Annotated in this window: 13 protein-coding genes and 1 tRNA gene; 8 read left to right on the forward strand and 6 right to left on the reverse strand. The window is 69.6% G+C overall.

Annotated elements, in window-relative coordinates; genetic code table 11:
* Window positions 1–17: 17 nt before the first annotated feature.
* Together B2U11_RS08635 and B2U11_RS08640 are read right to left on the reverse strand one after the other, a co-directional pair.
* On the reverse strand, window positions 18–353 hold the full coding sequence (locus tag B2U11_RS08635) for a DUF2794 domain-containing protein (protein ID WP_292071124.1): 336 nt from the start codon (window positions 351–353) through the stop codon (window positions 18–20).
* Between the two features lie 307 nt (window positions 354–660).
* Window positions 661–2,004 (reverse strand): trypsin-like peptidase domain-containing protein, encoded by a 1,344-nt coding sequence (locus B2U11_RS08640; protein WP_292071126.1) that lies wholly within the window; start codon window positions 2,002–2,004, stop codon window positions 661–663.
* Window positions 2,005–2,136: 132 nt separating this feature from the next.
* On the opposite strand from B2U11_RS08640, the gene B2U11_RS08645 reads away from it, so the two are divergent.
* The 4 genes from B2U11_RS08645 (at window position 2,137) to B2U11_RS08660 (ending at window position 5,104) form a co-directional block, all read left to right on the forward strand.
* Complete coding sequence (locus B2U11_RS08645) at window positions 2,137–2,436, forward strand: DUF6356 family protein (RefSeq protein WP_292071128.1); 300 nt, start codon at window positions 2,137–2,139, stop codon at window positions 2,434–2,436.
* Window positions 2,437–2,590: 154 nt separating this feature from the next.
* A complete protein-coding gene (gene rlmN, locus B2U11_RS08650; RefSeq protein ID WP_292071130.1) occupies window positions 2,591–3,751 on the forward strand; it encodes a 23S rRNA (adenine(2503)-C(2))-methyltransferase RlmN in 1,161 nt (386 codons plus the stop codon).
* 83 nt (window positions 3,752–3,834) lie between these two features.
* Window positions 3,835–4,275, forward strand: coding sequence for a DUF350 domain-containing protein (locus B2U11_RS08655; RefSeq protein ID WP_292071132.1), 441 nt, complete (start codon window positions 3,835–3,837; stop codon window positions 4,273–4,275).
* 4 nt (window positions 4,276–4,279) lie between these two features.
* Window positions 4,280–5,104, forward strand: a complete 825-nt coding sequence (locus B2U11_RS08660) for a S1 family peptidase (protein ID WP_292071134.1) — start codon at window positions 4,280–4,282, stop codon at window positions 5,102–5,104.
* Between the two features lie 18 nt (window positions 5,105–5,122).
* On the opposite strand, the gene B2U11_RS08665 is transcribed toward B2U11_RS08660, so the two are convergent.
* The 3 genes from B2U11_RS08665 to B2U11_RS08675 all read right to left on the reverse strand — a co-directional run bounded on the left by B2U11_RS08665 (window position 5,123) and on the right by B2U11_RS08675 (window position 9,315).
* Window positions 5,123–6,103 (reverse strand): DUF6607 family protein, encoded by a 981-nt coding sequence (locus tag B2U11_RS08665; RefSeq protein ID WP_292071135.1) that lies wholly within the window; start codon window positions 6,101–6,103, stop codon window positions 5,123–5,125.
* A 50-nt stretch (window positions 6,104–6,153) separates the two neighbouring features.
* Window positions 6,154–8,355, reverse strand: a complete 2,202-nt coding sequence (locus tag B2U11_RS08670) for a TonB-dependent hemoglobin/transferrin/lactoferrin family receptor (protein WP_292071136.1) — start codon at window positions 8,353–8,355, stop codon at window positions 6,154–6,156.
* Window positions 8,356–8,445: 90 nt separating this feature from the next.
* Window positions 8,446–9,315 (reverse strand): isoaspartyl peptidase/L-asparaginase family protein, encoded by an 870-nt coding sequence (locus B2U11_RS08675; protein ID WP_292071138.1) that lies wholly within the window; start codon window positions 9,313–9,315, stop codon window positions 8,446–8,448.
* Window positions 9,316–9,460: 145 nt separating this feature from the next.
* Between B2U11_RS08675 and B2U11_RS08680 the strand changes: the two genes are divergently transcribed.
* The gene (locus tag B2U11_RS08680) at window positions 9,461–10,462 is read left to right on the forward strand and encodes an NADPH:quinone oxidoreductase family protein (RefSeq protein ID WP_292071140.1); all 1,002 of its coding nucleotides are present in this window, start codon (window positions 9,461–9,463) and stop codon (window positions 10,460–10,462) included.
* Window positions 10,463–10,504: 42 nt separating this feature from the next.
* Here the strand turns inward: B2U11_RS08680 and B2U11_RS08685 are convergent, their stop codons facing one another.
* Complete coding sequence (locus B2U11_RS08685; RefSeq protein ID WP_292071142.1) at window positions 10,505–10,903, reverse strand: YkvA family protein; 399 nt, start codon at window positions 10,901–10,903, stop codon at window positions 10,505–10,507.
* Between the two features lie 54 nt (window positions 10,904–10,957).
* Between B2U11_RS08685 and B2U11_RS08690 the strand changes: the two genes are divergently transcribed.
* From B2U11_RS08690 to B2U11_RS08700, 3 genes are all read left to right on the forward strand, one after another.
* On the forward strand, window positions 10,958–11,740 hold the full coding sequence (locus B2U11_RS08690; protein ID WP_292071144.1) for an SDR family NAD(P)-dependent oxidoreductase: 783 nt from the start codon (window positions 10,958–10,960) through the stop codon (window positions 11,738–11,740).
* A 139-nt stretch (window positions 11,741–11,879) separates the two neighbouring features.
* Window positions 11,880–11,954 (forward strand) — tRNA-Gly (locus B2U11_RS08695).
* 374 nt (window positions 11,955–12,328) lie between these two features.
* Window positions 12,329–12,726, forward strand: a 398-nt coding sequence (locus B2U11_RS08700) for a TonB-dependent receptor plug domain-containing protein (protein WP_292071146.1), incomplete at its 3' end; no start/stop codon positions are given.

Raw genomic sequence — 12,726 nt, forward strand, 5'->3', positions numbered from 1 at the left:
CCGATTGAGTCCGGAGCCTAATCCACCACCTGGAACCGGCGGCTGTCGAACACGCGCAACACCTGCGCCAGGTCGCGGCCGCGGCGCAGCACCTGGCCGCCCTCGCCGATGACGGCCCACTGGCCCTGGCGGGTCTGCAGGGCGGGGCGCTTTTCGATGCGATAGGCCGGGGCGTCGCCTGACCGGCGGAAGACGGCGAACTCGGCGAAGTCCTTGTGGCCGACGACGGAATAGTCCCGCCATTCCCCCTGCGCGACCATTCGCCCATAGACCCTCAGGATCAGGTCCAGTTCGCGCCGGTCGAAGAAGACCGGGCCGGGCAGGGGCTGGGCGGCTGTAGGGTCCAGACTCATGACTTCAACTTAGGCCGATGCGGCCCCGGCGCCAGCCTCGCGGCGCGCGCGCGGAGGTTTTCGCGGGCGACACGAAAAGGCCCCCTTTCGGTCCTTCGCCCGCCCGTTTGGGGGGCGACACAGCGATCATCGGCTCGTCGGAGTTCGGAAGCGTCCGGATCCTGAACAGCCCCCCAGCCCCCTGGATGTTTCCATCAAAGGGCTCCGGCGGCCGATGCTTCCTCCAAGCGAGCGCCCGTCCTGCCGAACCCCTCCCCCTCCCCGGCAAGGCGGGCGTTTCGCTGTCCGGGGTCCTGTTTCGTCCGGATTAGGGTGTCAGGGCCAGGGTCAGGGTCTCGCCGCCCCGCGTCACGGAAATCTCGATCGTCTCCCCCGCCGCCCGCAGGGCGTCGCCGGCCGCGCGCGCGCTGGTGATCGCAGTCCCGTCGACGGCGGTGATCTGGTCGCCGGCCAGCAGCTCGGCCTGGGCGGCGGGAGAGCCGGCCTCGACCGTCATGACCTGGGCGCCGACGTCGGCGTCGCGCAGGGCCGCGCCATAGGCCACGACGCGGTCGGCGCCGACGACGACGGGCGCGGCTTCGGGCGTTTCCACCCGCAGGGCCGTCGTCGCCTCGTGGCCGCCGCGCAGATAGACCAGGTTCAGGCTGGAGTCCGGCGCGGCGATCCCGACCGTGGCGTTGATCGATCCGGCGTTCGCGACCGGCCGGTTCTGGATCCGCGTGATGACGTCGTCGCGACGCAGGCCGGCGCGCTCGGCCGGAGAGCCGGGGGCCACGTCCGCGACGACGGCGCCGCGCACGATGCGCAGGTCCATCTCGCGCGCCCGTTCCGCGGTCAGGGAGGCGAAGATGGCCCCGGTCTGGCCGCGCTTGACCTCGCCGTTCTTCCTCAGCTGCTCGGCGACATAGAGCATGATGCGCGACGGCACGGCGAAGGCGATGCCGTCGTTGCCGCCCCCGAACCCGCCCGACAGGATGGAGGTGTTGATGCCGATCAGCCGGCCCCGGCTGTCGAGCAGCGGTCCGCCCGAGTTGCCCGAATTCACCGCCGCGTCGGTCTGGATGTAGTCTTCGACCGCGTCGCCCAGGCCCGAGCGGTTCAGGCCCGAGATCACCCCCATCGTCAGGGTCTGGTCCAGCCCCAGCGGATAGCCCACCGCAAAGGCCAGGTCGCCGGTTCGCAGGGTGTCGGAATCGACCGTCTGGACCTGCGACAGGTTCAGCGGCCGGCCATCGGGCACGATCTTCAGCACGGCGATGTCGGTGGCCTTGTCGGCGCCGACCAGCACCGCGTCGAACAACCGGCCGTCGGTCAGGTCGACCGTGAACTTGCGCCCGCCCTCGACCACGTGGTTGTTGGTGATCAGCACCCCTTCGGCCGCGTCGATGACGACGCCCGAGCCCGAGGCGAACGGCTTGGGGTCGTCGGCGTCCGAGGTCGGGCCGCGCGACTGGCCCAGGGTCGTCACCTGCACCACCGCCGGCAGCGAATCGTCCAGGCCGGGCGCGAAGCTGAACACCCCGCGCCGCGCGTCATAGGGCAGATAGCTGGGGCCCGGTTGGGCCGCGGCGGGCGCCGCCTGGATCAGGATGATCCCCGTCAGGACGGACGACAGGCCCGTGGACAGCAGGGCCTTGAGGCGAGGCGACATGGACGTTCCCTTATTCGAACCGCGACCCTAGCGCGGGAAGGTCCGCCTGACGATGGGGCGCGACGCGTTTGCGGGCTTGCCTCCATCGGCCTTCGACGCGACCATGGGGTGACGCTTCAGGAGGCCGCCCGCATGACCCAGACCCTGTCCGACCGCGACCGCCCTGGATCGACGCCGTTCGCCCGGCTGTTCCGCGACCACCCGCGCGAGGTGGGCGAGACCTATCTGGAGCATTTCGCCGCCTCGGCCGGCTTTGGCTTCAAGCTGCTGGGCCTGGCCGGCGCCGCCTTCGCCCACGCCCTGGCGCCCGGCGTGCACAAGGCGACCGTCTCCACCGCCATCCGCGGCATGGCCCGCGACATGGGCGGCCGCGCCGAAGAGGCCCGCGAGGCCCGTATGCGCGACGCCGGCGTCTGGGACGTGGGGCTGTAGGAGGGCCGGGGGAGGAATTAGGGCTTGGGGCAAGCGGTGCGGGCCAAAGCGATTCCCTAATTCCCAAGCCCTAGCCCCACCCCTCCGCGCCGGCCATGCAATCGCCGGGATCCGTGCTATATAGGCGGGCTCAATCTCACGCAGGATCGCCGCCTTGAGCATCACGCTCGACCTTTCGCGCGTCTCGAACGCCCCCGCCGCACCGGCGCCCGTCAACCTTTCCGGCCTGACGCGCGAGGGACTGGGCCAGGCCCTGATCGACGCCGGCGTCTGCCCGCCCGAAAAGGCCAGGATGCGCGCCAGCCAGGTGTGGGGCTGGATCCACCACTACGGCGTCACCGACTTCGCGGCCATGTCTAACGTCGCCAAGGACATGCAGGCCAAGCTGGCCCAGCACTTCACCCTGGCCCGGCCCGAGGTGGTGGAGCGCCAGGTGTCCAAGGACGGCACTCGCAAGTGGCTGATCCGCACCGCGCCGGGCATCGAGATCGAGACCGTCTATATCCCCGACGTCGGCCGCGCCGGCGCCCTGTGCGTCTCGTCCCAGGTCGGCTGCACCCTGAACTGCACCTTCTGCCACACCGGCACGCAAAAGCTGGTCCGCAACCTGACCGCCGCCGAGATCGTGGCTCAGGTCCAGGTGGCGCGCGACGACCTTGAGGAATGGCCGTCGCCCAAGGAAGACCGGCGCCTGTCCAACATCGTCTTCATGGGCATGGGCGAGCCGCTGTACAATCTGGACAACGTCTCTGACGCCATCGACATCATCTCGGACAACGAGGGCATCGCCCTGTCGCGCCGCCGGATCACCGTCTCGACCTCGGGCGTGGTCCCCCAGCTCCAGGCCCTGGGTGACCGCACGGCCGCCATGCTGGCCATCAGCCTGCACGCCACCAACGACGCCCTGCGCGACGTCCTGGTGCCGCTGAACAAGAAATATCCGCTGGACCAGCTGATGGCCGCCATCCGCGCCTATCCCGGCCTGTCCAACGCGCGGCGGGTGACGTTCGAATACGTCATGCTGAAGGGCGTCAACGACAGCCCGGAAGAAGCCCGCGCCCTGCTCAAGCTGATCGAGGGCATTCCGGCCAAGGTCAATCTGATCCCGTTCAATCCGTGGCCGGGCACCGACTATCAGTGCTCGGACTGGAAGACGATCGAACGCTTCGCCGCCATCCTGAACAAGGCCGGCTACGCCAGCCCCATCCGCACCCCCCGCGGCCGCGACATCCTGGCCGCCTGCGGCCAGCTGAAGTCCGAAAGCGAAAAGATCCGGGCCTCCGCGCTCAGGAAGGCCGAGCAGGCGGCGGCGTGATCCGCCGGCTGTAATCTTTCGTCACCAGGTGTGGCCGCCCAGCGCTTGCGGATTGGGGCGTCAATGGGGCAAGGCGTCGGGATATGGATCCGTCCCTGTCCAACGTCCTGACCAGCGCCGAGGTCCAGGCCTTCGCCTCGGGCTTTCCCGTCCTGGTGATGCACCTGGTGGTGACCCTGCTGCTGCTGGCGGCGGGCGCGACGGTGTATGCGCTGATGACGCCCTGGAAGGAGGTCGCGCTGATCCGCGACGGCAATCCGGCCGCGGCCCTGGCTTTCGCGGGCGTGTTGCTGGGCCTGGCGATTCCCCTGGCGGTCAGCCTGTCGGTGTCGACCTCGGTGCGCGACATCACCATCTGGGGCGTGGCGACCCTGGTGCTGCAACTTCTGGCCTTCCGCGTCGTCGACCTGCTGCTGACGGGCCTGCCGCAGCGGATCAAGGACGGACAGATGTCGGCCGCCATCGTGCTGGTGGGGGCCAAGCTGGCGACGGCGGTGGTTCTGTCGGCCGCCCTGACGGGCTGACGCCATGCAATTTCCCCGCCTGCCGGACTGGACCATCTACGCCGCGGTGGTCGGGGTGCTGCTGGCCGTATCGCTGAGCCGGCGCGAGAACGCCGACGCCCCGCCGCCTCCGGCCGAAGACGGGGAGGGGGCCCTGCTGGGACCGATCACCCCCTTCGACGCCACGGTCACGGTCGATGCGCCGGACACGCCGTTCAAGCCGACGGCCGGCACGGCATTCTCCATCGCCGGGCGGGGCCGCTGGGTCACGGCGCGCCATGTGGTCGAGGGCTGTCGGCGTCCGGCCCTGGTGATCGGCGGGGGGCGGGCGGTCGCGGCCGACGTGCGCCTGGCGCCGCGCGCGGACGTGGCCCTGCTGCTGACCGACGGCGGCCCCACCGCCCTGCCTGTCGCCGCCGACGCCCCGCTGAGGAAGGGCCAGCGCGCCTATCATCCGGGGTTTCCGCAAGGGCGGCCGGGCGAGGTCGCCACGCGCCTGCTGGGGCGCGAGACGCTGAAGGTCTCGGGCCGCGACGCCCATGACGAGCCGGTGCTGGCCTGGGCAGAGGTGGGCCGCACCAACGGGCTGGAGGGCACGCTGTCGGGCCTGTCGGGGGCGCCGGCGCTGGATTCGCGCGGGCGGGTGATCGGCGTCACCCTGGCCGAGGCGCCCCGCCGAGGCCGGATCTACACCACCGCCCCGGAATCGTTCGCGCCCGCCATTCGCGGGGAACAGCGGGCCGACGAGGCCGCCAAGGGCCAATCCATCACCGTGGACGATTACGGCCGGGTCTCGGACCGCCTGCGCCGCGACCTGCGCGTGGCCCAGGTGGTCTGCCTGTCGGTCTGAGGCCCCGCCTTCGCCCCGTCACCGGGCGGCGGTCGCCTCCAGGATGACGGCGCGGCCTTGGGCGATGGCGTCGGCCTCGGCGATCTCGCCGTCGGCCAGGCGTTGGGCCAGGTCCATCAAGGGGGCGCCGGTGACGGTCCCGGTCGCGGCTTCCTCCTGCAGGCGCACGCCGCTGTCGCGGGCGATCACGGCGTCCCACTGGTCGCGGATCGCCGCCCAATAGGCCTTGGTCGCGGCCCAGTAGTCGTCGCCGGGCTGGGGCGAATAGCTGTCGTTGCGGTCATAGGTGTTGATGACGTCTTCCTGGACGATGGCGATCGGCTCGCCGCCGTCGCGGCCCGACATCTTCATATTGTCCTGGATGTGCACCCATCCGTCCGGCTTCAGAATGTGGCGGTTGGTTCCCAGGTAGCGGTCGTACACGGGGTTGCGGACCGCGTCGCGACGCGCCAGCGGCCGCCAGGTGGGGTTCGAGGTCCAGGTGGCTAGGCCGTTGTCGTACGTCCAGCGGCCGACGCCGCCGTAGCGGGGCGAATCGTCGGTCTGCCACACCGTCTGGGACCAGGCGCCCTGGCGCTGGTCGGCCGGCACGGACGTCAGGGTCCACTGGTTCGGCCCGGCGTAGGTCAGGACCGTCTCGGGCTGATAGGTCCAGTCCTGACGCCAGTGCTTGACCACGATGGACTGCCCGTCGTGCTCCATCACCAGGATGTGCTGCAGGCTGATGCGGTCGCCTTCGTCATGGACCACGCGCACGATCTCGCTGCCGCCGGACAGCTTTTCCTCCAGCGGGTCGTAGTCGGCGCGGAAGCTGACGTTCTCGCGCATGTCGAAGTGGACGCGGTGCTGGCCGGCCTGGGCCAGGATCGACTGGCGGTCGCGCTGGAAGGCGCTGGCGGGCGCGGCCTGAGCGGGGGGCTGAGTGGGAGCGGCCGACTGGGCCAGGGCGGCTGGGGCGGCGCCGGCGAGCAGGGCGGCGGCGATGAGGATGGCGCGCATGGACGGGGTCTTCCGGGTCTTGAGGGCGGGACGGGAGGCGGGCTGGGACATCACAGGCGCAGGCTCAGCGACACGCCGAAGTTCCGGCCGGGCTGGGTGTAGGCGTCCTTGACGGTCGAGGCCGCCGACAGGCCCTGGATGTCGCTCCACCAGGCATATGTCTCGTCGAAGACGTTGAACACGCCGGCGCGCAGCGTGGCGCGATCGGTCACGTTCCAGTAGGCGGTCAGGTCCAGCAGGGTGAAGCTGTCGCCCAGATAGCAGGCGGCGGCGCACGGCAGGTTGTACGTCGCCTGGTCCTTCTTGCCCGACCAGGTCACGACGGCCGAACCGCCCCAGACGCCCGTCGGCGCGGCGTAGTTCAGGCCCGCCACCAGCTTGACCGGATCGACGCTGGGCAGTTCGGTCCGCACGCCGTCGGTGCGCTGGTCGCCCTCGGCGTAGGCGGCCGAGACGATCAGGCCCAAGCCGTTGTCCCAGTCGATGTCGCCGCGCGCTTCCAGGCCTCGGATCTCCACCTCGGTCAGGTTGACGTATTGGAAGATCAGCGGGTCGACGCCCGGAACGCCCGAGCCGGACACCACCACCTGCTCGATGAAGTTGTCGTAGTGGCTGGCGAAGGCCGTGGCCTGCAGGCGCGCCACGCCGCCGAAGGCCGCGATGTCGCGGAACCGCAGCCCGGCTTCGAGGCTGTCGCTGGTCTCGGGCTCCAGGTCGGGGTTGGGGATGGATTCGTACCCGAAGACCGGATTGGCGAAGTAGTTGTTCACCTGCATCGGCGACGGCGCGCGGAAACCCTCGGCGTAGTTGGCGAAGACGCCGAAGCGCGGGTGCGGCCAATAGACCACGCCGATCTTGGGCGAGATGTGGTCGTCGCTCTGGCCCCTGGCCGAGGCGGGGAACAGGGTGTCGGGCTGGGGATCGAGGTCGTACCAGTCGTAGCGCACCGAGGGGATGATGCTCAGCGCGCCGTCCAGCAGCGCGATTTCGTCCTGCACGAACAGGCCCGCCAGCTGGTAGTCGGTGTTGGGGAAGGCGCGGGCCGGGAAGCTTTCGCCGACCGGCGGCGTCACGCCGTCGCGCAGGCCCTCCTGGGTGGTCAGCGACCAGTCGCCGCCGAAGGTCAGGCGGTGGCGAACGGCGTCGCCGCCGAAGGTCTTTCGCCCCTGGGCGGCGACGCCCTGGACGGTGTTGTCGAAGGTGACGAAGCGCTCGCGGTCGGGCAGGGTCACCCGGTCCTCATAGGTGAACTGCTCGGTCGTGGCGTCCTGCCAGAAGGCCGAGATCGAGCCTTCATCCAGGCCGGCGAAGTCGGTGAAGCGCCAGTCCAGGCTGACCCGGTCGCGCTGGGTCTCGTCATGAGCCGTCACCGCCAGGGTCGAGGCCGACAGGCTGCTCAGCGCCTCGCCCTCCATTTCGGAATCCAGGTGGTCGTAGGTCAGGCGCAGGGTGTGGCGGGGCGAGGCCTCCCAGACCAGCTTGCCCAGGACGGCGTTGGAGCTGAAGTCCTGCGGATTGGGCTGGGTGCGGGTCGCGCCCACCCCGCCGACCTCGCCTTGGTTCTCGGTCTCCTGGCTGTCGCGGCGGGTGTAGGCCAAGAGGCCCGACAGCGAACCGCTGCGGCCGGCGAAGGCCAGGCCCTCGGTCCAGCCCTCGTCGGCGGAGTTGTAGGCGACGCGGCCGCGCGCGCCGAAGGCCTGGCCGTCGCTCAGGAAGTCGACGGGGTCCTTGGTGGTGAAGGCCACCGCGCCGGCGACGCCGTCCGAACCATAGAGGGCCGAGGCCGGGCCGCGCAGGATCTCCACCGACTTGACCAGGTCCAGGTCGTTGTAGCCGCCACGCCCCACCGCCTGGGCCCCGAAGGAGAAGCCGCCGGGCAGGCGCACCCCGTCGTTGACGATCAGAACCCGGTCGCCGCCCATGCCCCGGATGGTGAAACCGGTGTTTCCGTCGCGGCCGGCGCCCGACAGGGCCAGGCTGAAGCGCGCCGGACTGGTCGGGACGCTGACGCCGGGCTCGTAGCGGATCAGGTCCTTGATGTCGGTCGCCAGCATCGCCTCGATCTGGTCGTCGGTGATCAGGCTGACGGTCGCCGGCGTGTCGTCGGCCCGGCGTTCCGACCGCGTCGCCAGGACAACGACGGGGTCCAGTTGCGCAGCCGTCTGATCCGCCGTCTCGGCGCGCCCGGGCTGGGCGATCAGCGTCGAGGCCAGGCCGGCGACGGCGGTGGAGAGAAGAAGACGGCTACGCATGATGAAAGCCCCGCTGATGACGATAGCGGCGCTTTAGTGCGAACGATTATCAGAATCAACCGCAATTGCGATGCGGGATCGGCGTGCGCCTCAGCGCCCGAACACCTCCACCCCGATCTCTCCGGCGGGCGTCAGCCACGCCCGCTTCATGCCCTGGCTATTGAAGGGGGCGGCGGTATTTCCCTGGGCGTCCAGGGCGATCAGGCCGCCGTCGCCGCCCATCGCGCCGATGTCGTCGATCACGGCCTGGGCGGCCTGGGCCAGGGTCTGGCCCGCTCCGACGCGCCAGCCGACCTGGGCCGTCGCGGCCACGCGGATGAAATACTCGCCCTGGCCGGTGCCGCTGGCGGCCACGCGCCCGTCGGCCCAGGTTCCCGCCGCGGGCAGAGGGGTGTCGCCGACCCGCCCCGGCATCTTGCCGAACACGCCGGCGGTGGAGGTCGCCGCCGCCAGCCGCCCCTGCGCGTCCAGCACGCAGCAGCCCACCGTGCCGTGGCTCAGGGTTCCGGGCGGATGGTTGTCCTCGCCTTGGCCGGCGTGGGTGAACCAGGCGACCTCGTCGGCGATCGGCTCCAGCCCCTGGTCGTGGGCGAACAGGGCCGCGCCCTCGCCGGCCAGCATGACGTGCGGCGTGCGCTCCATCACCGCGCGGGCGGCCAGCACCGGATTGCGGAATCCCTGCAGGGCGGCCACCGCCCCGGCCCGCCGCGTCGCCCCGTCCATGATCGAGGCGTCCAGCTCATAGGCGCCGGCCAGGTTGGGCGAGGCGCCCTTGCCCGCGACATACAGGCCCGAGTCCTCCAGCAGGACGACGGCCGCCGTCGCCACGTCCAGGGCGCTGTCGCCCGCGTCCAGCCGCGCCTTCATGGCCTCGACGACCTGGCGCATGTGCGCGACCTCGGCGTCGTAGTTGCGTTCGCGCCGGGCGCCGGCGCCGCCGTGGAGGATGAGGGCGGTCATGTCGTTATCCTGAGCCTGTTCGGGTCGCCTCTTTCAATCGGGCGTGGCGCTGTTTAGCGTCGCCAGGAAGGCCGCGCCATGTCGGCCAGCGGGAAACCGGCCTCAAGCCGCGCAATGCGCGGTAGGCCAAGGAAGGAATGTTCTGATGCGCGCCGTTCTCTCGAAGGCCCCTGGCGGTCCCGACACCCTGGTCGTGGAGGACATCCTCGATCCGACGCCCAGGGCCGGCGAGGTGGTGATCGAGGTCAAGGCGGTGGGGATCAACTATCCCGACACCCTGATCATCGAGGACAAGTATCAGTTCAAGCCGCCGCGCCCCTTCGCCCCCGGCGCCGAGGTCGCCGGCGTGGTCGAGGCGGTGGGCGAGGGCGTCAAGGGCGTGTTCAAGGGCGATCGCGTCATCGCCGTGCCCGGCTGGGGCGGCCTGGTCGAACGGCTGGCCGTCCCGGCCGCCACCCTGACGCCGATCCCCGAGGGCATGAGCTTTGAGGAAGCCGCCGCCCTGATCATGACCTACGGCACCAGCTATTACGCGCTGAAGGACCGGGCGAAGCTGCAGCCGGGCGAGACGCTGCTGGTGCTGGGCGCGGCCGGCGGCGTCGGCGCCGCGGCGGTGGAGCTGGGCAAGGCGATGGGCGCGCGCGTGGTCGCCGCCGCCTCGACCAACGACAAGGTCGAGTTCGCCCTGGACCTGGGGGCTGACAACGGCCTGATCTATCCCTCCGGCCCGATGGACAAGGCCGCCCAGAAGGAGTTGTCGGGCGAGTTCAAGCTGGCGACCGGCCGCGACGGGGCCGATGTGGTCTATGACGCGGTCGGCGGCGACTACGCCGAACCGGCGCTTCGGGCCATGGACTGGAACGGCCGCTATCTGGTGGTCGGCTTCCCGGCTGGCATCCCGTCGCTGCCGCTGAACCTGACGCTGCTGAAGTCGGTGTCGGTGATCGGCGTCTTCTGGGGCGCGGCGGTGATGCGCGATCCCAAGGCCCACGCCGCCAACATGGCCGAGCTGATGCAAATGTACGCCGACGGCAGGATCCGCCCGCGCGTGTCCCGGACCTTCCCCCTGGAAAAGGCCGCCGACGCCATCAAGGCCCTGGGCGACCGCCAGGCGCTTGGCAAGATCGTGGTGACGATCGAGGACTGAAGAATCCTCCCCCGGCCCGCTACGCGTCTGGGGGGGGGATCGTCATTTCGACTTCAGCCGCTTCACGGCCTCCTCGGCCTGGTCGCGGTGGCGGCGCTTGATGTTGGCGCCCAGCGTCGCCAGCAGGGCCGTGATCACCGCCGCGTCGTCGGTGAAGCCGATGCCGGCGAAGACGTCCGGAATGGCGTCCAGCGGCATGACGAAATAGGCCAGGCCGGCGAAGATCATGCCCTTGGCCGCCAGCGGCGTCTCCGGATCGCGCGCCGCGTACCAGGCCGCCAGCGCCTGGTCGGCGAAGGGTATGCGCGCGGCCGTGCGGGTGATCTTGGGCCAGAAGCCGTGCTTCACCCGCGTCTCGTTGACGCGAACCACGGCCGGGACCAGGGCCTTCGCGGGGTCCAGCGCGTCGTCGGGACTGATGGGTTTGGCTTTGCCGGTCATGGCGGCTAAATCCTCAATCGAAACTCAGGTTCACCAGATATAGGAAATGCAGGGATGAAACTCGACAGCAGCATCGCCGCGGTGGTCACCGGCGGCGCCTCGGGCCTGGGCGAGGGCACGGCCCGCGCCATCGCCGCCACCGGCGCCAAGGTGGCCCTGTTCGACCTGAACGCCGAAAAGGGCGAGCAGATCGCCAAGGAGATCGGCGGCGTCTTCTGCCAGGTCGACGTCACCGACGACGCCTCGGTCGCCTCAGCCTTCGAAAAGGCCCGCGCCGCCCACGGCCAGGAGCGCCTTACGATCAACTGCGCGGGCGTCGCCACGGGCATGAAGACCGTCTCGCGCAAGAAGGACACCGGCGAGATCAAGGCCCACGACATGGCGCAGTTCGAGCGCACGGTGCGGGTCAACCTGTTCGGCACCTTCCGCGTCCTGTCGCAATCCGCCGCCGGCATGGTCACGCTGGAGCCGATGGCGGATGGCGAGCGGGGCCTGATCGTCAATACCGCGTCCGTGGCGGCCCAGGACGGCCAGATCGGCCAGGCGGCCTATTCGGCGTCCAAGGGCGGCGTCTACGCCATGACCCTGCCCATCGCGCGCGACCTGGCCCAGGAAGGGGTGCGCTGCAACACCATCCTGCCCGGCATCATGTGGACGCCGATGATGGCCGGCATGGACCAGAAGATCCAGGACGCCCTGGCCGCCGCCATTCCCTTCCCCAGTCGCCTGGGCACGCCGGCCGATTACGCCTCCCTGGTGCTGGAGCTGGCGCGCAACGTCTATATCAACGGCGAATGCATCCGCCTGGACGGCGCCATCCGTCTGGCGCCGCGCTGACTCGAGGCGGGCGCGACGCTCGTGACGCGGTCGCTCGCGGCTTGAGCGCAAAAAGGCGATTTTGCCTCTTGCAGGACCGCGTTCCCCTCCGCTATACGCCCCCTCCTCGACGGGGAGCGCACATCGCTCTCAACGGAGTGCGGGCGTAGCTCAGGGGTAGAGCATCACCTTGCCAAGGTGAGGGTCGGGCGTTCGAATCGCCTCGCCCGCTCCAGTCGGGATGCAGAATGAAAACGGGTCTGGTCGGTCGGCCAGGCCCGTTTTGCGTTTGGGCGCGCGTCTTTCACCGGCGCCAGACTTCGGGTCGCTTGATTACCCGGCTCAGCGTCGAAACGAGCTTTCCGCACTTCTCTCCTCGCAAGCTTAAAAATCCAGACAAAATCGTGCACCGATTTATGCCGCAAAGCGGACATACTCGGCATTTCTGTCTCGATTTGATGACATGTTGCCAAATTTAAGATTGCAAGGCGCCACTCTGTGCCCTACCGCTGTCTCAATCAGGGCCATTATAGTATAACACCGATATATCCCCTCGTTATCTGACGCGGCCGTGAGTATTCGTAAAGAATTACTTTTGAGATGAGGCGTATGCGTACTCGTAAGAATCAACTGTTGTCTTCGGCTTTGGCGGGCGGAGCTGTCGCCGCCTCGATGGCCTTTTTCGTTCCCGGCGCCGCTTTCGCGCAGACGACCGCTCAAAGCCAAGATCAGGATGCGGTCCAGGTCGATGAAATCGTCGTGGTGGGATCGCGGATCCGTCGCGACAACTACAACGCCCCTTCGCCCACTCAGGTCGTGACGCGCGAGGAAGCGACCCTGCAGGGCTTCGCCTCCACGACCGAGGCGCTGCAGAGCACGGCCGTCACCGGCGGCACCTCGCAGATCAACAATTCGTACGGCGGCTATGTCACCGATGGCGGCCCCGGCGCCAACACCATCGGTCTGCGCGGCATGGGCCCCAGCCGCACCCTGGTGCTGCTGAACGG

The organism is Brevundimonas sp. UBA7534, assembly GCF_002479325.1.
GTDB lineage: Bacteria > Pseudomonadota > Alphaproteobacteria > Caulobacterales > Caulobacteraceae > Brevundimonas.

Coding starts and splice junctions, on each gene's coding strand:
- B2U11_RS08635 (WP_292071124.1), bottom strand. CDS start 353: ATGAGTCTGGACCCTACAGCCGCCCAGCCCCTGCCCGGCCCGGTCTTC.
- B2U11_RS08640 (WP_292071126.1), bottom strand. CDS start 2,004: ATGTCGCCTCGCCTCAAGGCCCTGCTGTCCACGGGCCTGTCGTCCGTC.
- B2U11_RS08645 (WP_292071128.1), top strand. CDS start 2,137: ATGACCCAGACCCTGTCCGACCGCGACCGCCCTGGATCGACGCCGTTC.
- B2U11_RS08655 (WP_292071132.1), top strand. CDS start 3,835: ATGGATCCGTCCCTGTCCAACGTCCTGACCAGCGCCGAGGTCCAGGCC.
- B2U11_RS08660 (WP_292071134.1), top strand. CDS start 4,280: ATGCAATTTCCCCGCCTGCCGGACTGGACCATCTACGCCGCGGTGGTC.
- B2U11_RS08665 (WP_292071135.1), bottom strand. CDS start 6,103: ATGCGCGCCATCCTCATCGCCGCCGCCCTGCTCGCCGGCGCCGCCCCA.
- B2U11_RS08670 (WP_292071136.1), bottom strand. CDS start 8,355: ATGCGTAGCCGTCTTCTTCTCTCCACCGCCGTCGCCGGCCTGGCCTCG.
- B2U11_RS08675 (WP_292071138.1), bottom strand. CDS start 9,315: ATGACCGCCCTCATCCTCCACGGCGGCGCCGGCGCCCGGCGCGAACGC.
- B2U11_RS08680 (WP_292071140.1), top strand. CDS start 9,461: ATGCGCGCCGTTCTCTCGAAGGCCCCTGGCGGTCCCGACACCCTGGTC.
- B2U11_RS08685 (WP_292071142.1), bottom strand. CDS start 10,903: ATGACCGGCAAAGCCAAACCCATCAGTCCCGACGACGCGCTGGACCCC.
- B2U11_RS08690 (WP_292071144.1), top strand. CDS start 10,958: ATGAAACTCGACAGCAGCATCGCCGCGGTGGTCACCGGCGGCGCCTCG.